This is a genomic window from Streptomyces violaceusniger Tu 4113 (assembly GCF_000147815.2).
GTDB classification, from domain to species: Bacteria; Actinomycetota; Actinomycetes; order Streptomycetales; family Streptomycetaceae; genus Streptomyces; species Streptomyces violaceusniger_A.
The window spans coordinates 5,072,804-5,091,822 of sequence record NC_015957.1; the positions used below are offsets into that span (position 1 = coordinate 5,072,804).

Below are 19,019 nucleotides of genomic sequence, written 5' to 3' on the forward strand. Positions count from 1 at the left end.
TGTGCAAGGCATTGACACCCGCGTGGTCAGCTCCTACGTTCCCCTTCAGCGAACCGGTTCGACAACGGCTCGCCCCTCACTCGCACCTGCTGCGCCCAGACCGGTACGATCCCTCTCACTCGGGAGTGACGAACCGGTTCGAAGACCTCGAAGATCTCGAAAGAGCTCGCAGAACTCGATGACCTCGGTGAAGGAGTCCCGTGAACATCGGTGAGATCGCGAAGCGGGCCGGTGTCTCACGGAGCACCGTGTCGTACGCACTGAGCCGCAAGCGCACGGTGTCGGACGAGACCCGCGCGAAGATCCAGCGCGTCATCGACGAGCTCGGCTACCGGCCCAACGCGAGCGCACGCGCCCTGGCCAACGGCCGGACCAACGCCATCGCGCTGGTCTTTCCCCCGGCAGGCGACCACTACACCGGAATGCAACTCGACTTCATCGGCAGCGTGGTGGAGGCCGCGGCCACCTTCGACTACGACGTGCTGCTCTCGCCGAGCGGTGTGGACAGCGACCGCTCGTTCCAGCGGCTGCTGGGTGAACGGCGCGTCGACGGCGCGATCCTGATGGAGATCAGGCTCCAGGACGATCGAGTCGACCACCTCTTCACCGAGAACTTCCCTGCCGTCTGTATCGGCCGCACCGCGCGGCCGGAGGCAGACTGGTGGGTCGGTCTCGACCACACCGCGCTCGCGGCGGCCTGTGTCCAGCACCTCGCCGACCTGGGCCACCGCAAGGTCGCCTTCGTCAACCGGCCCGAACGGCTCCTGCGCGCCGGGTACGAGTCCGCGCACCGGGGGCTCGACGGCTTCACGAAGGCCGCCGCGGAGCGCGGGCTCAGCGTCCGCACGTACAACTGCGGGGACGACGCCTCCTCCGGCCAGGCGTGTGTGGAGCGGATCCTGCACGACGATCCCGCCACCACAGCCCTCGTCACGCTGAACGAGGCCGCGCTGGGCGGTCTCTACCGGGGGCTGGCCCATGCGGGGCGCCATGTGCCGCGGGACTTCTCCGTCACCGGTGTTGCGGCCGCCCGATGGGCCGAGACAGTGACCCCGCAGCTCACGGCGGCCGATGTGCCCGCGTCGCAGATGGGGCGTCTGGCCGTCGAGCTGCTCGTCGAGCGGCTCGACCGTCCGGATGGGCCGCCTCGTCACCACCTGCTTGCTCCGTCGATCTCTCTGCGTGCCAGTACCGGGCCCGTCGGCACCGCCCCGTCGGTTCTTCGCCGGTCCGGCTGACCGACTGACCGACTGCCGAGCCCGCCCACCCGCTGCGTGCGCGCTGTTGGCATGCCCATGTTCATCTCGCTGTCCGAAATGGCATCAAGAAGGACCACCTCATGAACAGATCCACCAGACGCCGTCTCACCGCGACCACCATGACCGTCGTCGCGCTCGCGGTCGGCACCACCGCATGTTCCTCCGACGACGGCACGTCGTCCGCGAAGGCGGCGGACAGCGGCACCTACACCGTCTGGGACCCGTACCCGCAGTTCGCCAAGGGCTCGGACTGGGTGAAACTGCTGGACAGTTGTGGCAGCGAGACAGGGGTGAAGGTCACGCGGACGGCCTATGACACCAGCGACCTGACGAACAAGGCGCTGCTGGCCGCCCAGCAGGACAACTCCCCGGATGTCCTCATCCTCGACAACCCGGTGGTGTCGACGCTGGCCGAGGCCGGGGTGCTCACCACGACGGACGAGAACAAGGTGGACACCTCGACGGTGGAGCCCAACCTGCTCGCGGCCGGTCAGACGGGCGGCAAGACCTACGGAACGCCCATCGGCGCCAACACCCTCGCCCTCTACTACAACAAGGACGTCCTCAAGGGCGCCGGCGTGGACATCGCCTCGATCAGGGACTGGAAGTCGTTGACCGCGGCTCTGGAGAAGGTGAAGAAGGCGGGGAAGAAGGGCATCACCTTCTCCGCGATCGGCACCGAGGAGGGCAGCTTCCAGTTCCTGCCGTGGTTCTGGGGATCGGGCGCGAAGCTGACCGAACTCGACTCCTCCCAGGGCGTCTCGGCCCTATCCCTGTGGAGCGACTGGCTGAAGAAGGGCTACGCGCCCAACTCGGTCATCAACAACACACAGACCACCAGCTGGCAGGAGTTCGCGAGCGGCGACTACGCGTTCGCCGAGAACGGCACCTGGCAGCTCGCCAACGCCGAGAAGGCCGACTTCGACTACGGCGTCCTGCCCATACCGGGCGCGGACGGGGGCAACGCCGCGGCGCCGACGGGCGGCGAGTTCGTCACCGTCCCGACTCAGGGCGACACCGACCGGTACACCACCACGCAGAAGCTCGTGTCCTGCCTGACCAGCACCGACAACCTCCACGACACCGACACGACCCTGTCGTACGTGGCCCCCACGAGCGCAGTGCAGGACAAGCAGTTCGCGGCCGACGCCAAGCTCAAGCCCTGGGTCGAGGCGGTCAAGTCGGCCAAGGGGCGCACCAGCGACGACCTCGACACCAAGTACCCCAAGATCTCGGAGCAGTTGTGGAAGGCGGTCCAGTCCGCGCTCAGTGGGTCGCGGTCGCCGAAGGACGCGCTCACCGCGGCACAGGACGCCGTCAAGTAAACCGTCGGGCAACCGCATTCGGGGCTCCTTGATGAACCACACGACACACCCGCCGGACCGCCGGCCGGTGCGCGACCAGGCCAGGGCGGCCACCGCTGCCTCGCCCCCGGTCCGAACCACCGCCCGACGCCGTCCCACCTCACAGCAGTGGGCCGCCTGGGCCTTCCTCACCCCGGTGACCCTCTACCTCGTCCTCTTCTACGCCTATCCGCTCTACCGCAATCTCGACCTGAGTCTGCGTCACTACACCGTCCGCTCCTTCGTGCAGGGCGACGCCCCCTTCACCGGCCTCGCCAACTACCGGACCGTCCTTGACGATCCGACCTTCGGCCCGGCGCTCACCCACACCGTGGTCTTCACCGCCGTCTGCCTGTTCTTCCAGTACGCGATCGGGCTCACGCTCGCGGTCTTCTTCAACCAGAACTTCCGGCTCTCCGCGACCCTGCGTGCCCTGTTCCTCGTACCATGGCTGCTGCCGCTCATCGTGTCGGCTTCCACTTGGTCGTGGATGCTCAACAGCGACTCGGGTGTCGTCAACGCAGCCCTGCACGCCTTCGGGATCGATTCGGTGAATTGGCTGACGTCACCGTCGTGGTCGCTGACCTCGGTGATGATCGCCAACATCTGGATCGGCGTGCCGTTCAACCTCGTCGTGCTCCACAGCGGTCTGCAGTCGATCCCTCGCAGTCTCTACGAGGCGGCCGCCCTCGACGGCGCCGGCGCCTGGCAGCGCTTCTGGCACATCACCCTCCCGCTACTGCGCCCGGTGTCCGCCATCACGCTCCTGCTGGGCCTGGTCTACACACTCAAGGTCTTCGACATCATCTGGATCATGACCAAGGGCGGCCCGGCGGACTCGTCCACCACCTTCGCCACCTGGTCCTACCAACTCGGGTTCGGCAACCTGCTGCCCGCCTTCGGCCCCGGTGCGGCCGTCGGGAACCTGCTCGTCGTCGCGGCCCTGGTCTTCGGCCTGGTGTATCTGAGGGTCCAGCGAAAGCAGTACGCCTCATGACCGGCCTCATGACCACCCCGACCACCCACCGCCCGCGCCGGGGATGGACCCCCTGGTGGAAGACGGCCACCGGCCTCCTGCTCACCGTCGTCATGCTCTTCCCGGTCTACTGGATGCTCAATGTGTCCTTCACTCGCGACCAGGACATGCGCAAGTCGCCGCCCGACTGGTTCCCCGTCCACGGCACTCTGGACGGCTACCGCGCGGTCTTCGACCAGCAGCTTCCCTATCTCGGCACGAGTCTGGTCATCGGTCTGGGCACGGTCGTCCTGACGGTGGCACTGGCCGCGCCCGCCGGCTACGCGCTGGCGAAACTCCGCCCGCGTGGCGGAGGGGTGGTCAGTTTCCTCTTCCTGGTCGCGCAGATGATCCCCGGCATCATCATGGCGATGGGCTTCTACGCCATCTACCTCAGCCTCGGCCTGCTCCAGTCCGTTCCCGGCCTGATCGTCGCGGACTCCACCCTGGCCGTCCCGTTCGCCGTGCTGATCTTCACCGCGTTCATGTCGGGCATCCCGGACGAGCTCCTCCAGGCGGCGAAGACGGACGGAGCCGGGGCCCTGCGCACCTTCTGGTCGATCGTCCTGCCCATGAGCCGCAACGCCGTCGTCACGGTGTCGCTGTTCGCGTTCCTGTGGTCCTGGTCCGACTTCGTCTTCGCCAGCACCCTCGCCAACGGCGGATCCCATGAGCCGATCACCCTTGGCATCTACCAGTACATCGGCAACAACAACCAAGAGTGGAACGCCATCATGGCGACCGCCGTCGTGGCTTCGCTGCCCGCCACGGTGATCCTCGTCCTCGCCCAGCGCTATGTCGCCGCGGGCGTGACGGCCGGAGCCGTCAAGGACTGACCCCCGCTCTCCTGCCGGTCCACCTCCAGCAGACCGTCGCGCTCCACCGCTGAAGAAACGAGTAACCACCCATGACCGCCGCCCGATCCGGCCCGGCCTTCTCCGTCCACGACATTCCGTTCAGCACGCACGGCTCCTGGTTCGGTATCTCGCCCGTGGTGGCGGAGAAGACGTACGCCGACGACCTGCACCTGGTCTCCCACCAGAACGGCATGCACGCCGTCCTGCGTCTCGTGCCCGTCGACACGAACACGGGCGACCGTGCCGAGACCCGTGCCGAGGCGACGCCGAGCATGCTCAGGTGGGTGGGCTCGGGCGGGAACATCGACTGCGTCTACGAGTCGCCCGACACGATCCACCTCCGGGGGGAAGGGCTGGGGCTGAGCATCACCGCGGCCACCCACACCCTGACACCCTTCACCGGCACCTACTTCTACCGCGATCCGGTGGACGGTGCGCACGTGTTCACCTCGTACGAGACCGGGCGCCGGTACCGGATCACCGTGCTGTCCGGCTTCTTGACCGAGGTGTCCGGCAGCCAGGTCCTCGGCAGCGCCGAGCGCGGCCTCACCGTCACCGCGGACGGCGGCGGAGTGTGGGAAGCCGCCGTCGAGGAAATGGACGGCGCGCGCCCCCCCTTCGCCTCGTCGGCGACGTTCGGCCAAGTGGTGGCGGCCGCGGAGGACGCCTTCGCCGCCTTCGCCGACGCGGTGGCCCCCTGGCGTTCGGACGGCACCCCGGCCGCCGAACTCGCCGCGTACGTCCTGTGGTCGGCGACGGTCCGCCCGGCCGCCCTCGTCACCCGGCCCGCGGTGCTGATGTCCAAACACTGGATGGACAAGGTCTGGAGCTGGGACCACTGCTTCACCGCCCTTGCGCTCGGGCCCGGTGCGCCCTCGTTGGCCTGGGACCAGTTCTCGCTGCCGTTCGACCACCAGGACGAGAGCGGGGCCCTGCCCGACTCGGTGACCCACTCGGAGGTCCTCTACAACTTCGTCAAACCACCCATCCACGGCTGGACCCTGGGCCATCTGCGCCGACGGCTCCCCGAACCCCTCGGCCGGGCCGAACTCACCAAGATGTACGACCGGTTGAGACGCTGGACGGACTTCTGGCTCACCGCGCGCCGCGCGCCGGGTGCCACCCTGCCCCACTACCAGCACGGGAACGACAGCGGCTGGGACAACGCCACGACCTTCGACCCCGAGTGTGTGGTCGTCACCGCCGACCTGGCCGCGTTCCTGGTCCTCCAGCTCCGTGAACTCGCCGACCTGGCCACTGAACTGGACCTGCCTGACGACGCCCACCGCTGGACCCGCGCCGCCGAGGACACGCAGGCGGCGATGCTGGACGAACTGTGGGCGGGGGAACGGTTCGTGGCCCGTGGCGTCGACAATGCGAGGACCTGGAGCACGTCCAGTCTGCTCGACCTGATGCCGATCGTGCTGGGCGAGCATCTTCCCGAGCACATCGGGAAGACCTTGGCGGCCCGCATCGAGGCCCACCTGACCCCGTACGGACTGGCCACCGAGCTGTCCATCTCACCCCACTACCGTCCCGACGGCTACTGGCGCGGCCCCATCTGGGCCCCGGCCACCGTTCTGATCGAGGACGGCCTGCGCCGCGGCGGCCACCATCGCCTCGCGGACAAGATCAGCGCCCGCTTCCGGGCCCTGTGCGAAACCCACGGCTTCGCGGAGAACTTCGACGCCCTCACCGGCACGGGCCTGCGCGACCGCGCCTACACCTGGACCGCGGCGGGCTACCTCCTCCTGGCCGAAGCCCACGAACTCCGGTGCACCGCGCCTGAATCCGCCGCACACACCGGCGGCTGAGAGACCACCTGGGCGCCCCCGCCCAGGCAGCAACCACCTTCTCGGGAGATCACATGCGCATGTCCCGCGTCCTCGCACCGCCCAGACGTAACGGCAGGTCCGGCTCCGCAGCCGGCCGTCGCCTGCGCAGGACCACCGTGTTCGGCGCGCTCCTCGCGTCGGTCGCGGTGCTCGTCGTGCCCGGCACGTCGGCCCAGGCCGCCGACACCACCGTCGCCGTCGACTTCGCCACCGCCGGCGGCGCCCCCACCTACCGGGCCTCGGGCACCATCTACGGGATGACCGAGAACGGCTCGCTGCCCCAGGAGCACTTCTACAAGGACATCAAGTGGCAGTTCATGCGGACCGGCGGCGCTCAGCTGGACAACCCGGGCGGCTGGGTGGCCGGCAAGTACGACCGAAGGTGGAACTCCACCCTTGCCCAATACAAGCGCACCAAGGCGCTGGGCGGAACGTTCGTCATGCTGCCGCACGACCTGTGGGGCGCCGACGGAACCACCACCCCCACCTTCCCGGGTGACAACGGGGACTGGACCCGCTTCGACGCCTTCTACGACCGCCTGCTAGCCGACGTGCGGGCCGCGGGCATGACCGACATCCAGTGGGACATCTGGAACGAACCCGACTGCAACCTGTTCTGGGGCTCCGGCCAACCCCAGTACCTGGAGATGTGGAAGCGCGCCTACCAGAAGATCCGGGCCGCCATCCCCGGCGCGGTCATCGTGGGGGCCAGCACCTGCGGCAGGCCCACGTCGTCCAACACGTGGTGGAACACGTACCTCGACTACGTGAAGGCGAACCGCGTCGAGCCGAACATCTACAGCTGGCACGACCTCCCCGGTGACCCGGTCGCCGACAGCACCTCCCTGAAGTCAAAGCTGTCGGCACGGTCGATGACGACGAGCCGTCCGTTCCAGGTCAACGAGTACGGCAACACCAACGAGCAGAACCCCGGCCGGGGCGGCTGGTACATCTCGCGGCTGGAGCGTGCCGGGGCGGACGGACTGCGCGCCAACTGGGCGGGGGGAGCCAACCTGCACGACTTCGCGGCCAAGTTGCTGACCAAGACCGGTAGCCAGTACCTGCCGCTGGGGGAGTGGTTCCTTTACCGCTACTACGGCTCACAGACCGGGAGCATCGTGAACTTCACGCCCGGTACGAACACCGACGGCCTGGCGACCAAGGACAACGGTGCCCGCAACGCGAAGATCCTCCTGGGCAGTAACGGCAACACCGGCAACGTCACCGTCAACCTCGACCGCCTCGACACCACCTCCGTGGTGGAGAACGGCCGGGGTGTCGGCGCAAGGCAGCAGGTCGTTGGCGCCTGGCCGTTCCCGGCAGGGGTCAGTTCGCGGGGTGCAGGTCGGCCGGGAGGAGTTGCTCGGTGAGCAGGCGGCGGACCCTGGCCTTGTAGGTGCCGAGAAGTACGTCCGTGCAGGTCATGCGGCATTGTGGTACTCGTGGAGGATGCCGCTGAGGCGGTCGCGTCGGCGGACGTGGCATGCGGGGTATCCGGACGCCGGTCTGGATGACCTTGTTGCCCTCGGACTGCAGGAGTGCGTTGAAGGCGGCTGGGTAGCGGATGTCCCGGTCCCGGGTCAGGTATTTCGCCCGGGTGTTTGCGTCGTGGGGGTCCATGACTAGGTTCCGGGCGAGTTGGGTCACCCATGCCGTGGTCGGGTGGGCGGTTGCGCGGAGGATGGGGATGCGTCGGCTGGCGTGTTCGATGACGGCGAGGACGTACAGCGTCGCCCCGGTCAGGGTCTTGGTTTCGAAGAAGTCGGCGGCGAGGATGGCGTCGGCCTGCGAGCGTAAGAAGGCCGCCCAGGTCGTGTGTTCCCGCTCGGGTGCGGGCGGGATGCCGTGTTCTTTGAGGATGCTCCACACGGTGGAGGCGGCGGCCTTGATACCGAGGGCGGAGAGTTCGCCGTGCACGCGCCGGTAGCCCCAGCTTGGATTCTCCCGTGCGAGGCGCAGAACCAGGATCCGGATGGAGCGGACGGTACGGGGCCGACCGCGGCGTTTGGGACGGGAGGCCTTCGCGTGGCGGTGGCGGAGCAGGTCGCAGTGCCGGCGCAGGAGAGTGTCCGGAGAGACAATCAGGCGGAGTCGGCGGAGCCGTGCTCGTGGGAAGCGGTGTAGCAGGGCCGCGAGGAGTGCCCGGTTGGGCCAGGTCAGATGTGGACGGTCTACCGTGCGCTGTAGCACGGCGAGTTGGTGGCGCAGCGCCAGAATCTCCAGATCCTTCTCGCGATCGCTCATCGGCACGAGCCGCACGAAGTGAACATCGTCGACAGGGCGAGGTAGAGGAGTCGCGGCAGGACAGTCAAGCATCTCGCCGGTCGGCGCGGACGCGCTACACCCAGTCTTGGTTCACGGGAGGAGAGGAACGATTGTCTTGACCTTTCTCCAAGCTCACCGAGTGCGTGACTGCACGGACGTAATATCCGGCACCTACAACGCGAGAGCGCCTACCCGAGCGGCGAGGCCGACGACCGCCGGCCCCGATACAGGCCTCCGACCAGGGCGGATGACATTCCCGGCAAGCAACAGGTACACAACCCGGTAGAAGATCAGGTAGAGCAGTCGCAGTCTCACGCCCCGTGATCAGGCCTAAACTTCGACGATGCAAGTCCCCAGGTGAGCCCCGTACAGCAGGTAAAGCCCCTCCACCCGCTCGCCGTATCAGCCGTCCGCTGAGCGTTGCTGTCAAACGCCTCAGCAGCCCCCTATTAGGAGCAATTCGGCGGGGCTGCTGTGCGTCATAATTCCTGGTTCCTACTCGCCGGCAAACCGCAGAAATCGATGAGGTCGCTGTAGGCACTCGTGACACAGCATCACCAGGGTATCTGCGAATTCCGCTGACACGATTTCCGGATTGGACCTCACTTCGGAAAGCTCTTCCAGCAATGATTGCACTTGGAGCCGGTTCAGCACCGTATCCCCATACGGATCCAAGTGGCCGAGGATCGGATACCTCTTACGATCCACACCACTGAGAACTGGATCAAACTCTGAGTCTGCGGCAACGGATGCCACGACATCTCCTTTGCCTGACCTTACGTCGACCTTAATCATCAGGGGTCCAAATCACGCGGGAGTCCTGGATGCATGGTGATCAATTCTCCATCTATGCCATCACGAACGATTGTGTAGGTTTTCGTCGGGAGGCCGTGCCGGTCGGCCCCCACTATATCTCTGTCTGTAATGAAATACCGAATATTTCCGGTAGCGGCCTGGTAATGGCCGATCTGCCCGGCGCTCCTTGTGGCCAACTCTCCGAGGTCTACGCCATGGCCAAACAGAGATTTCGTTGCATCTGCTTCGGCGCCACCTCGCGTATGACGAGGAATGACGTGATCTTCGATGGAGTAGACATCCTCGTCGCAGCCTTCAAGACCGAGAGGGTCCTGCCCGGTGTGAGGGTTGCGCACGTAAGCCTCGGGGTTTGGCGCTGGGGCGAGGCCGAGGGGGTCAGGGGTGAGGTAGTGGGCGGTTTCGGGGTCGTAATAACGGTGATAATTATAGTTTAGGCCGGTTTCAGGATCAGCGTACTGCCCGGGGAAGCGGAGGGGGCAGGTGGTGACATCGGGTGGGGTGGGGAGGGGTGTGCCCCAGAGGGTGGTGCGGTGCTGCCAGGCCAAGTGGCCGTCGGGGGTGATGAGTTCGGTGGGGGTGCCGATGGGGTCGGTGATGACGGTGTGGAAGCGGGGTGGAGCCCATTTCCCGGTTGGTCTGGGTCAGGGGGCGGTGGGTACCGGGGGAGTAGTCCCAGGTGTGGGTCAGGCCGTCGGCGGCGGTCTGTTCGGCAAGGGGGCTGGTGTCCCAGGTGAAGGTGACGGCGGTTTCACCCTGGCTGCTCTTTGATGTGCGGCGGCCGAGCGGGTCGTAGGTGTAGGCCCACTCCTGGCCGTCCGGGGTGATGGCTTTGGTGAGGCGGTCCTCGGCGTTCCAGATGTAGGTCCAGGTGCGGGTCCGGCCGTTGAGGAGCTTGTGGGCCTTCTCGACCAGGCGGCCTGCTGCGTCGTGCCGGTACCTGGTCCGGCCGGCGCGGCGGATGAGGGAGCCGTCGCAGACGCGCTCACCGGCCGCGGGGTGGTCCGGCGCTGTGGCATGGGTCTGGTTGCCCGCACTGTCGTAGGCGTACTTCTCCGTCCAGCCATGTGCTTGAACACTCGTCACCCGCCCCACGGCGTCGAGAGAGAACCGCCGGGTGCCGGTCGTGAGTTCGCGGATCTGGGTGACGTAGCCGTCAGGACGGTAGGTGTATGCGCGGCAGCAGGCGCGGCCATCGCGCCGCTCGCCGGACGCTGGGCCGACCGACGACTCACCCGACGCGTGAGCGGCATCGCATTCGCTGTAGCGGCACTGTCCTTCGTCGTGGGCGGCCTCGGAGCGCACCACATCGTGATCATCGCCCTGGCCGCCGTCCTGCTCGACATGGCCGCCCAGGCCACGCTCATCGTCGGCCAGCACACCATCTACCGGCTCGACGCACACGCCCGCGCGCGGCTCAACTCCGTGTACATCGCCATCTTCTTTGCCGGCGGAGCTGCCGGATCCCAGCTCGGCTCGATCGCATACCGCGTCGGCGGCTGGGGCCTGGCCAGCATCCTGGGTGCGTCCATGCCTCTCCTCGCCCTTGCGTACGGGAGCACCGAGCACCGCGACCAGAACAGGCGTTCAGACGTCTTCTCCTCCGCCCATCTCTACCGAGCGAATTGACGGACCGAACCCGCAGTAGTGAGGCGTGAAGCAGGAGGCCGCGATCATCCAGACCGGACTGGACGCTGGGGCTGTGGCCAAGCGCTGGACCGGCAGCCCCGGCGAACGATGTTTTCGGCCTGTGCGAGGGAGGGCGGCCATTCGTCGCCGATGTCGTTCTCCCACGGCGAATGGGCCGAACGCGGCGAGAGCCCGTTGCGTGCAAGCGGGGAGAACGAGGAGGTCCCGTGTGCGCTGCACCGGCACATCGCCGTCGCGCTGCGCAATGGTGACCCGGGTGCGATCCGCGCAGCCCTTGCTGCTCACCAGCCGGGCCTTGCTGGAGAATGGGGGCGGGGCGGCTGCGGGCCTGATGCAGCCCGGTACCGGAGAATGGGGTGCGGCTGGTCAGCGGGAGATCCGCGGCCGGCCCCACCGGCTGCCGTTGTGCGGTCGTGGCCGGTGGGGCCCTGGTGGTTGGTTCAGCGGGGCAGTGGTTGTCCCTTGGTCTCCGGTCCGACGAACCAGACGGCGGCGATCGCGATGAGGTACGGCACGACTCCGACGATGGTGGCGGCGGTGGTGATCCCGCCGAGCAGGCTGATGAGCATTCCGGTGCCGAGGACGACCAGTGCGCCGGCGAGTCGGGCGGAGTTGAACACCGACGAGATCGCGGTGGCCCGGCCCGAGGTGGGGAACAGTTCCGGCATGTAGATGGGCATCCAGGCGAACTGGCCCAGGATGAAGAATCCGGCGGCCGCGGCCACGACCAGTGCCATCTGCGGGGTGTGGACGGCGAAGAAGAAGACCGGGACGACTGCCGCGGAGCCGATGTAGTAGAGGAGCATGGTGGGTTTTCGGCCCCAGCGGTCGGCCAGGTAGCCGAGCAGAAGGTATCCGGGTACGGATGCTGCGTTGAACACCAGGCCGGCGTTGGCGCCCCATCGGGTGCCCGTCTCGCCTGCCTCCCTGGCGAGTTCGATGGTGTAGTCGGGGATCCAGGCCGATACGGCGTACAGGCCGATGACCGATACCACGGTCAGTACCAGCAGCCGCAGTCCGCGGCGGCGCAGGTGGGGTTCGCTGAAGACAGCGGTGAAGGGGGAGCGCAGGAGTTCCCTGTCGGCGGCTGTGGCGGTGCCGGCGTCGTAGGCGGCCTTGGCCTTGAGCCGGCGATCGCGGGCGGAGATCCACATCTCCGGGTCACGGACAGCCCGCCGGACGTAGAGAACGATGAGCGCCGGGAGCGTGCCGACGAGGAAGAGATAGCGCCAGGCGTTGTCGCCGACGGGCTGGAGCAGGAACCAGGCCAGCGCGGCGATGACCGCGCCGACGCCGAAGCCTGACTGGAGGAACGCGGCGGCCCGTCCGCGTGAGCGGTTCGGCCAGAGCTCGCCGATCAGGGCGGTGGCGCTGCCCCATTCCGCTCCCAGTCCCATGCCGGTGATGAACCGCAGGACGAGCAGCCACCAGTAGTCGGGCGCGAGAGCGGTCAGGCCGGTGAAGAGCGCGTACCAGAAGATGGAGATGATGAGTGTGCGCCGGCGGCCGAGCCGGTCTGCTGCGAATCCGGCGAGGATCCCGCCGAGCGCCCAGCCGGCGAGGGTCGCCGCGATCAGGCCGCTGACGTAGGCGGGGAGGTCTGCCAGCTGGGCGTCGGTGCCCACTGCCGTGACGGCCGCAGGGCCGACCAGGACGAGGGCGTAGGTCTCGAAGCCGTCGAAGGTCCATCCCAGCCAGGACGCGAACAGCGCCCGGCGGCTGTTCTTGTCGATACGGCGCACGGTCGGGGACGGGCCCAGGGTTGTGGGGGGCGGCACGTCGTTCTTCAGGTCGGACATTTTGCTCTCCTTTGAGCGGTCGCGCGACGTCATGACGTGCCCGTCGTCAGCCGATCACGTTGACCGGGGTGAGGACGGAGACGTCCACCGGCTTGGCGAGCAGGCCGGGCAGCTGGGCGCGGTACGCCTTGTAGTGCGCCGTCGCGCGGTGCGCCTCCAGGGCCGCGGTGTCCTCGTAGCGCTCCAGGAGGACGAAGTCCAAGACCTCTGCCTGGGTGGTGTAGAGGTCGTAGGAGCGGCAGCCCGGCTCTGAGCGGGTCGGGGCGGTCATCCATTCCAGCAGGGCCTGCAGCTGCGGAGCGCGGTCTGCGACCGGGGTGAAGCGGGCGATCACGGTTACATGGTTCTGGTCTGGCACCGGAGGCTCCTTTGGTCCTGGGCGAGGCGACTTGCATCCACCCGTGGTAAGACGTTATAAAACGTCTTATGGAGCGCGTCAAGGGTTCGGTGATCCCGCCGGCCGCAGCGCCCGAAGGCGGTGGTATCCGCCGGGGTGCGCGGCCGGGTTCAATACGACTTATGACATCTGACATGGGTAACGAACCCCGCTTCGACCTACCGGCCGCCGGAATCCGGATCGAGCGGGGCCGGACATCGGCGACGACGCAGCTGGCCGAGCAGATCAAGGCACTGATCCTCAAGCAGCAGCTGCCGCCGGGGACGCGCCTGCCCACGGAACGGGAGCTGATGGCGGAGACCGGCCTGAGCCGTATCACGGTGCGTGCTGCAGTGGGCGCGCTGGAGTCACAGGGCTGGGTGGTGCGCAAGCAGGGGCTGGGCACCTTCGTCTCGGAACCGGTCGACCAAGAGCTGTCCTCCGGCGTGCACACCATCACCGAGGTGCTGCTCGGGCAGGGCGTCACCCCGCACATCGACGTCCTGAGCTTCGGGACCGAACCCGCTCCGCCCCAGGTCGCGCAGCTCCTCGGCGAACCCGAGGTGCTGACGATCCGGCGCCGGTACGGAGACGGAGAGAAACCGGTCGCGCTCGTCACGATCCACCTCCCGACGCGAGTACGGGAGGCGGCCGGGCCGCTGCGCTCCGGTGAACCAGTCACCGAGACCACGTACACGATGTGGGAGCAGCGCCTGGGCGTGCGCATCGCCGAGGCCCGGCACCAGATCCACGCAGCCGGCGCCTCCCCGGACGTCGCCGCGGCACTGGAGATCGACGAGTCCGCGCCCGTGCTCGTCCTGGAGCGGGTCAGCTACGACCACGACGACCGCCCGCTGGAAGTCGTGGTCTTCCACTACCGCCCGGAACGCTACGGCTTCACCGTAACGCTTCCCCGCGCCGTCTCGGGCGCCCCGGTCGGCATGACAGACATGACAGAAAGGCGACGTCCATGATCAACGACGATCTCTCCGGCGCAGGCCCCGCCCACGAGACCGGGCCCCACATCGGGCTGATCCTGGCCCTGACCATCCGCGGCCTCGCCGTGGGCAACTACCCCGACATGACCCGCGCCGCGCAGGCGGCCGAGTCCTACGGATTCGACTCCGTGTGGCTGTGCGACCACTTCCTGACCCTCAGCCCCGACGACTACGTCCGCGACGCGGGCATCACGGCCGGACCCGAGACGGACACCGACGACCAGCAGAGCCGGTCGTCATCCCTTCCGCTGCTCGAATGCTGGACCGCACTGTCGGCCCTGTCCCGCGACACCACCACCGTGCGCCTGGGCACCAGCGTGCTGTGCAACTCCTACCGCTACCCTGCCGTGCTCGCCAAGATGGCCGCCACCCTCGATGTCATCTCCGGCGGCCGGCTGGACCTGGGCATGGGAGCGGGCTGGTTCCAGCAGGAGTACGAGGCATACGGCATCCCCTTCCCCTCGACCGGGGACCGGGTCACCGCGCTCGGCGAATCACTGCAGGTGATGCGCCAGGTGTGGACAGAGCCACACCCCACCTTCCACGGCGACTTCTACAGCATCGACGGCGCGGTCTGCGACCCGCCCCCGCTCCAGCAGCCCCATCCGCCGCTGTGGGTGGGCGGCGAGGGACTACGTGTCCACCGCATCGCCGCACGGCACGCAAACGGCGTCAACGTCCGCTGGTGGCCCGCCGAGAAGTGCGCCGAGCGCCGAGCGCTTTTGGACCGTGAGTGCGAGGCGATCGGCCGCGACCCCGCATCACTGAGGCTGTCGATCACCACTCTGCTCGCACCGACCGACTCCGCCGCGGAACAGGACGAACTACGGGCCCGGTTCAAGTCGATCCCGGACACCGGGCTCATCACCGGAACACCGCAGGCCTGCATCGAACGGATCCGCGCGTACCAGGACGCGGGCATCGACCACTTCCTGTTCACCATCCCCGACGTCGCGGACTCCACCTACCTCGACACCGTCGGGGAACAGATCCTGCCCCACATCAAGCCCGCACGGCACACGCAACCCGCCTGATCCAGCCGCACGACCCCAAACGCCAGTGACTCAACGTCAACGAAGGGCTCATCCGTGACCTCCGAGACCACCACTGCCGACAAGGCGTACCTCCAGCCGACCGCCTACATCGACTCCGACCACCCGATCGTCCTCACCACCGCACGCGAGCTGACCGACGGCGCCACCACCGAAACCGAACGGCTGGGCCGCATCTACCACTACGTCCGAGACATGCCCTACGACATCCTCGCCTCCTTCCGCTACCTCGCCCATGGCGAATCGGCGGCCAGCGACGTCCTCGCCCACGGCATCGGGTTCTGCATGGGCAAAGCCAGCTCCTTCGTCGCTCTGTCCAGGGCCGCCGGAATCCCCGCCCGCATCGCGTTCCAGGCACTCGACGCCCCGAAGATGGAATTCCTCTCGCCGGAGGTCCGCACCCTGTGGGGTGGACCGGTCGGACGCCCACTGCCCTGGCACTCGCTCGGCGAAGCCTTCCTCGACGGCCGGTGGATCAAGCTGGACGCGACCATCGACGCTCCCACCGCGACCCGCCTGGGCAAGCCCTACACCGTGACCTACGACGGCCGCACGGACATCCCGACCGTCGAGGGGCCCGTACTGCGGGATAACGGCAGCTACGCCGACTACCCCGCCGCAGTGGCCCAGTGGTACGAGCAGGTCGCCCACGAAGTCCTCGAAGCACTGGACTCGGAAGCCGCTCATGCGCGGGTCGCAGGCGACGACGTCCTGTGGAGCGGCCCCGACCCGGAACTGGTCCGCCGCAGTTCCGTCGCCTGAGCCGGCCACACCACGGGCACCCCGGGAGAACGACCGCCGGACCTGCCTGCCCCCCCGCAGCACCATCACGTCTACCCAGGGAGCGAAACCGACCATGGCCGTCCGCCAGATCAACTCCGTCAACCCGGCCACCGGGGACGTCGTCGCCCGGTTCGACCCACACTCACCGGCAGGCATCGACGCGGCACTTGAGCATGCATCCGTCGCGGCCGGGCAGTGGCGGTCGATGCCGGTGCCGGCGCGCGCCGAACACCTCAAGCGGGCCGCCGCACTGCTGCGCGCCGAACGGGACCGGCTCGCCGCGCTCATCACCGAGGAGATGGGCAAGCCCATCGCCGAAGCGGAAGCCGAGATCGACAAGTCCGCATGGTGCTGCGAGTACTACGCCACCAAGGGCCCGGAACAGCTGCTCCACCAGCCCGTGGCGACCGGGGCCGCCCGCAGCCACATCGCGTTCGATCCGCTGGGCCTTGTCCTCGCGGTCATGCCCTGGAACTACCCGCTCTGGCAGGTGTTCCGCTTCGCGCCGCCCGCACTGCTGTCAGGCAACGGGATCGTGCTCAAGCACGCCTCGAACGTCCCGCGCTGCGCCCTGGCGATCGCGGACATCTGGAACCGGGCCGGCTGCCCGTCCGAGCTGTTCACCACACTGCTCGTCGGCCCTGACGCGGTACCGGACCTCATCGCCGACCCACGCATCCACGCCCTGACCCTCACAGGCTCGACCGAAGTGGGCTCCACCGTCGCCGCGATGGCCGCCCGACACCTCAAGCCTCAGGTCCTCGAACTCGGTGGCTCCGACCCCTTCATCGTCCTCGCGGACGCGGACATCCCGGCCGCCGCGGCGGCAGCGGTCAGCGCGCGCATGCTCAACACCGGGCAGAGCTGCATCTCCGCCAAGAGGTTCATCGTCGAGGAAGCAGTCGCCGAGGAGTTCACCGACGCCTTCGCTGCCGGTGTCGCCGCACTGACCGTGGGCGACCCCTTCCGCCGCGACGTGCGGATCGGCCCCCTCGCCCGGTCCAGCCTCCGCGACGACCTCGTCGACCAGGTCCAGCGCAGTACTGCAGCGGGCGCCCGTATCGTCACCGGCGGCACGGTCCTCGACGGCCCTGGCTACTTCTACGTGCCCGCTGTCCTGGACCAGGTCACCCCCACGATGGCCGTCGCGGCGGAGGAGACGTTCGGACCGGTGGCAGCCGTCGTCTCCGCGAAGGACTGCACGCAGGCCGTCGAGATCGCCAACACCACCGAATTCGGGCTCGGCGCCGCGCTCTGGACAACCGACCTCGAACGCGCCGACCGCTTGATCCCCGGCATCGAGGCCGGCGCGGTGTTCGTCAACGGGATCGTCGCCTCCGACCCCCGCCTGCCGTTCGGCGGCATCAAGCGCAGCGGCTACGGGCGCGAGCTGGGCGTCTTCGGACTCCGCCAATTCACCAACGTCAAGAGCGTGTGGATCGGACCCGCACGCAACGAGCAGCCCTACCCCCTCAGCGAATGACCGGCCCCGCCCCGGTCCCGCAAACAGCGAACGAAGGCAATCCCATGACAGGCACTCAACTGGACCTGCCCACCGACGCGAGTACAGGCCACGACAGCACCGTCGCCATCGTCGGCGGCACGGGCGCCCTCGGTCTCGGACTCGCCACCCGGTGGGCCCACTCGGGCATCAACGTCCGCATCGGGTCCCGGCGCGCAGACGCGGCGAAGACCTGCGCGGACGGACTCCCCGAAGCAGTCGGCGGAGACAACACCGCAATGATCGAAGGCGCCGCGGTGGTGGTCGTCACCGTGCCCTTCAGCGCTCACGTCGAAACGATGCGCTCCATCGCGAAAGTCATCCAGCCGGGACAACTGCTCATCGACACCACAGCCCCCCTCATGCCCGTCGGCCCCCGGGGCCTGCGCCCGATCGTCCCCTGGGCGGGTTCGGCCGCCGAGCAGGCCCAGGCCCTGCTGCCCGACGACATAGGAATGGTCTCGGCCCTCCAGACGGTCAGCGCCGCCACACTGCAGGACGCCGAACGCCGACTCGACGAGGACGTACTGATCTGCGGCGACCACAGGGCCGACAAAGCCGTGGCCGCGGCCCTCATCAACCGCATCCCCGGTCTGCGCGCCGTCGACTGCGGCCCGTTGGACATGAGCGGTGTCTGCGAGCAGATCACCGCCCTGCTGATCGGGGTCAACAGGCGCTACAAGACCCACGCCGGCATCCGGCTGGCCGGGCTCCCCGCAACTGCCGCCCCCTCAGGACCTGGCCTCCCGGTGTGAACCGGCCATAGCCCCGCAAGCCGCGCCCTCCGCGCGACCGCGTACGACGCGACGCAGGTACGCGCCTCGCCCCCGGAGACGCTCGGCCCACGAGGCCCGCGCACACGGGCAGGACACCGGCCCTGTACCTTGCCGACACGTCGGGCAGGCGCACAGCCGCACACAGGCCCAATGGGCCAGGGCGCAGCCGGTGCCTTGTCGCGCGGCTCTCTGACGTGGCAAGCCTTGCTTCTCCACGACCGGAGCCCGGCGAAGGGCTCCGGTCACACCCATGCCCCGCTGCCTGCGTGAGACCTCGTGCCCCAAGGCCACCCAGCGGCCGGGCGGGCCGCTGCGGTGGCCAGCGCAGACAGGCGAGAAAGACGCACCACCTCGCCGTTCCGGCCCTGTGACGGCCCTCATGGCTCAGTTACCTTGACCTGGTGGTCATAAGACGTCATAGCGCAAGTGGCCGATGCAAGCCATACGTTGACCTTCACGAATCCGTCCGGGTGCCTTCCACGAAGAACACAGACGGCGGGCAGCCCGGGGGCGGCGAGAGGAGCTTGCCCATCCGTCCGTCCACCTGCGAACCCGCCCGTGAACTGCTCAGCAGACACCAGGCAAGCGCGACACCACGCCCGCGGCACCAGCCACGCGGATCCTTGAACGGGTGCGCCGGACAATACTTCTGACCCTGTCCCTCGCGATGCGTCTCCCAGACACGGCAGAGGCGGCG

General features: G+C 68.1%; 16 protein-coding genes and 1 pseudogene. 12 read left to right on the plus strand and 5 right to left on the minus strand.

Features of this window, described 5'->3' with window-relative positions; all coding sequences use genetic code 11:
- Nucleotides 1–200: 200 nt before the first annotated feature.
- From STRVI_RS20975 to STRVI_RS21000, 6 genes are all read left to right on the plus strand, one after another.
- Nucleotides 201–1,238 (plus strand): LacI family DNA-binding transcriptional regulator, encoded by a 1,038-nt coding sequence (locus STRVI_RS20975; RefSeq protein WP_014057661.1) that lies wholly within the window; start codon nt 201–203, stop codon nt 1,236–1,238.
- A 101-nt stretch (nt 1,239–1,339) separates the two neighbouring features.
- Nucleotides 1,340–2,584, plus strand: coding sequence for a sugar ABC transporter substrate-binding protein (locus STRVI_RS20980; protein WP_014057662.1), 1,245 nt, complete (start codon nt 1,340–1,342; stop codon nt 2,582–2,584).
- A gap of 31 nt (nt 2,585–2,615) precedes the next feature.
- The gene (locus STRVI_RS20985) at nt 2,616–3,599 is read left to right on the plus strand and encodes a carbohydrate ABC transporter permease (RefSeq protein ID WP_014057663.1); all 984 of its coding nucleotides are present in this window, start codon (nt 2,616–2,618) and stop codon (nt 3,597–3,599) included.
- Nucleotides 3,600–3,607: 8 nt separating this feature from the next.
- The gene (locus STRVI_RS20990) at nt 3,608–4,453 is read left to right on the plus strand and encodes a carbohydrate ABC transporter permease (protein ID WP_043239392.1); all 846 of its coding nucleotides are present in this window, start codon (nt 3,608–3,610) and stop codon (nt 4,451–4,453) included.
- 71 nt (nt 4,454–4,524) lie between these two features.
- Nucleotides 4,525–6,288 (plus strand): amylo-alpha-1,6-glucosidase, encoded by a 1,764-nt coding sequence (locus STRVI_RS20995; protein WP_014057665.1) that lies wholly within the window; start codon nt 4,525–4,527, stop codon nt 6,286–6,288.
- Between the two features lie 53 nt (nt 6,289–6,341).
- The gene (locus STRVI_RS21000; protein ID WP_014057666.1) at nt 6,342–7,679 is read left to right on the plus strand and encodes a hypothetical protein; all 1,338 of its coding nucleotides are present in this window, start codon (nt 6,342–6,344) and stop codon (nt 7,677–7,679) included.
- On the opposite strand, the gene STRVI_RS21005 is transcribed toward STRVI_RS21000, so the two are convergent.
- From STRVI_RS21005 to STRVI_RS54580, 3 genes and pseudogenes are all read right to left on the minus strand, one after another.
- Complete coding sequence (locus tag STRVI_RS21005; RefSeq protein ID WP_014057667.1) at nt 7,636–8,553, minus strand: helix-turn-helix domain-containing protein; 918 nt, start codon at nt 8,551–8,553, stop codon at nt 7,636–7,638. The two genes, STRVI_RS21000 and STRVI_RS21005, sit on opposite strands and share 44 nt — an antisense overlap.
- A 516-nt stretch (nt 8,554–9,069) precedes the next feature.
- On the minus strand, nt 9,070–9,330 hold the full coding sequence (locus STRVI_RS52090) for a hypothetical protein (RefSeq protein WP_150112901.1): 261 nt from the start codon (nt 9,328–9,330) through the stop codon (nt 9,070–9,072).
- Between the two features lie 346 nt (nt 9,331–9,676).
- Nucleotides 9,677–10,566, minus strand: a pseudogene (locus STRVI_RS54580) (RHS repeat-associated core domain-containing protein); the annotation flags it as partial.
- On the opposite strand from STRVI_RS54580, the gene STRVI_RS56015 reads away from it, so the two are divergent.
- Nucleotides 10,453–11,016, plus strand: a complete 564-nt coding sequence (locus STRVI_RS56015) for an MFS transporter (RefSeq protein WP_353477077.1) — start codon at nt 10,453–10,455, stop codon at nt 11,014–11,016. The pseudogene STRVI_RS54580 and the gene STRVI_RS56015 sit on opposite strands and share 114 nt — an antisense overlap.
- A gap of 461 nt (nt 11,017–11,477) precedes the next feature.
- Here the strand turns inward: STRVI_RS56015 and STRVI_RS21020 are convergent, their stop codons facing one another.
- Nucleotides 11,478–12,836, minus strand: coding sequence for an MFS transporter (locus tag STRVI_RS21020; RefSeq protein ID WP_014057668.1), 1,359 nt, complete (start codon nt 12,834–12,836; stop codon nt 11,478–11,480).
- 46 nt (nt 12,837–12,882) lie between these two features.
- Nucleotides 12,883–13,194 carry a putative quinol monooxygenase gene (locus STRVI_RS21025; RefSeq protein ID WP_014057669.1) on the minus strand — a complete coding sequence of 104 codons (312 nt, stop codon included), beginning with the start codon at nt 13,192–13,194 and terminating at the stop codon, nt 12,883–12,885.
- Between the two features lie 173 nt (nt 13,195–13,367).
- On the opposite strand from STRVI_RS21025, the gene STRVI_RS21030 reads away from it, so the two are divergent.
- From STRVI_RS21030 to npdG, 5 genes are all read left to right on the plus strand, one after another.
- Complete coding sequence (locus STRVI_RS21030) at nt 13,368–14,186, plus strand: GntR family transcriptional regulator (RefSeq protein ID WP_014057670.1); 819 nt, start codon at nt 13,368–13,370, stop codon at nt 14,184–14,186.
- Nucleotides 14,183–15,244, plus strand: coding sequence for a TIGR03619 family F420-dependent LLM class oxidoreductase (locus tag STRVI_RS21035; RefSeq protein ID WP_014057671.1), 1,062 nt, complete (start codon nt 14,183–14,185; stop codon nt 15,242–15,244). The genes STRVI_RS21030 and STRVI_RS21035 overlap by 4 nt, the downstream gene beginning before the upstream one ends.
- A gap of 54 nt (nt 15,245–15,298) precedes the next feature.
- Complete coding sequence (locus STRVI_RS21040) at nt 15,299–16,024, plus strand: transglutaminase-like domain-containing protein (protein WP_014057672.1); 726 nt, start codon at nt 15,299–15,301, stop codon at nt 16,022–16,024.
- Between the two features lie 94 nt (nt 16,025–16,118).
- Nucleotides 16,119–17,528 (plus strand): NAD-dependent succinate-semialdehyde dehydrogenase, encoded by a 1,410-nt coding sequence (locus tag STRVI_RS21045; protein ID WP_014057673.1) that lies wholly within the window; start codon nt 16,119–16,121, stop codon nt 17,526–17,528.
- A gap of 44 nt (nt 17,529–17,572) precedes the next feature.
- The gene (gene npdG, locus STRVI_RS21050; RefSeq protein WP_063644270.1) at nt 17,573–18,301 is read left to right on the plus strand and encodes an NADPH-dependent F420 reductase; all 729 of its coding nucleotides are present in this window, start codon (nt 17,573–17,575) and stop codon (nt 18,299–18,301) included.
- The last annotated feature ends 718 nt before the right edge of the window (nt 18,302–19,019 follow it).

Bases quoted from the DNA above. Each gene is read 5' to 3' on its own strand.
- STRVI_RS56015 (WP_353477077.1), top strand. From the start codon at position 10,453: ATGTGCTTGAACACTCGTCACCCGCCCCACGGCGTCGAGAGAGAACCG.
- STRVI_RS20985 (WP_014057663.1), top strand. From the start codon at position 2,616: ATGAACCACACGACACACCCGCCGGACCGCCGGCCGGTGCGCGACCAG.
- STRVI_RS21005 (WP_014057667.1), bottom strand. From the start codon at position 8,553: ATGAGCGATCGCGAGAAGGATCTGGAGATTCTGGCGCTGCGCCACCAA.
- npdG (WP_063644270.1), top strand. From the start codon at position 17,573: ATGACAGGCACTCAACTGGACCTGCCCACCGACGCGAGTACAGGCCAC.
- STRVI_RS20995 (WP_014057665.1), top strand. From the start codon at position 4,525: ATGACCGCCGCCCGATCCGGCCCGGCCTTCTCCGTCCACGACATTCCG.
- STRVI_RS21045 (WP_014057673.1), top strand. From the start codon at position 16,119: ATGGCCGTCCGCCAGATCAACTCCGTCAACCCGGCCACCGGGGACGTC.
- STRVI_RS21030 (WP_014057670.1), top strand. From the start codon at position 13,368: ATGGGTAACGAACCCCGCTTCGACCTACCGGCCGCCGGAATCCGGATC.
- STRVI_RS21020 (WP_014057668.1), bottom strand. From the start codon at position 12,836: ATGTCCGACCTGAAGAACGACGTGCCGCCCCCCACAACCCTGGGCCCG.
- STRVI_RS20980 (WP_014057662.1), top strand. From the start codon at position 1,340: ATGAACAGATCCACCAGACGCCGTCTCACCGCGACCACCATGACCGTC.
- STRVI_RS21000 (WP_014057666.1), top strand. From the start codon at position 6,342: ATGCGCATGTCCCGCGTCCTCGCACCGCCCAGACGTAACGGCAGGTCC.
- STRVI_RS21035 (WP_014057671.1), top strand. From the start codon at position 14,183: ATGATCAACGACGATCTCTCCGGCGCAGGCCCCGCCCACGAGACCGGG.
- STRVI_RS20990 (WP_043239392.1), top strand. From the start codon at position 3,608: ATGACCACCCCGACCACCCACCGCCCGCGCCGGGGATGGACCCCCTGG.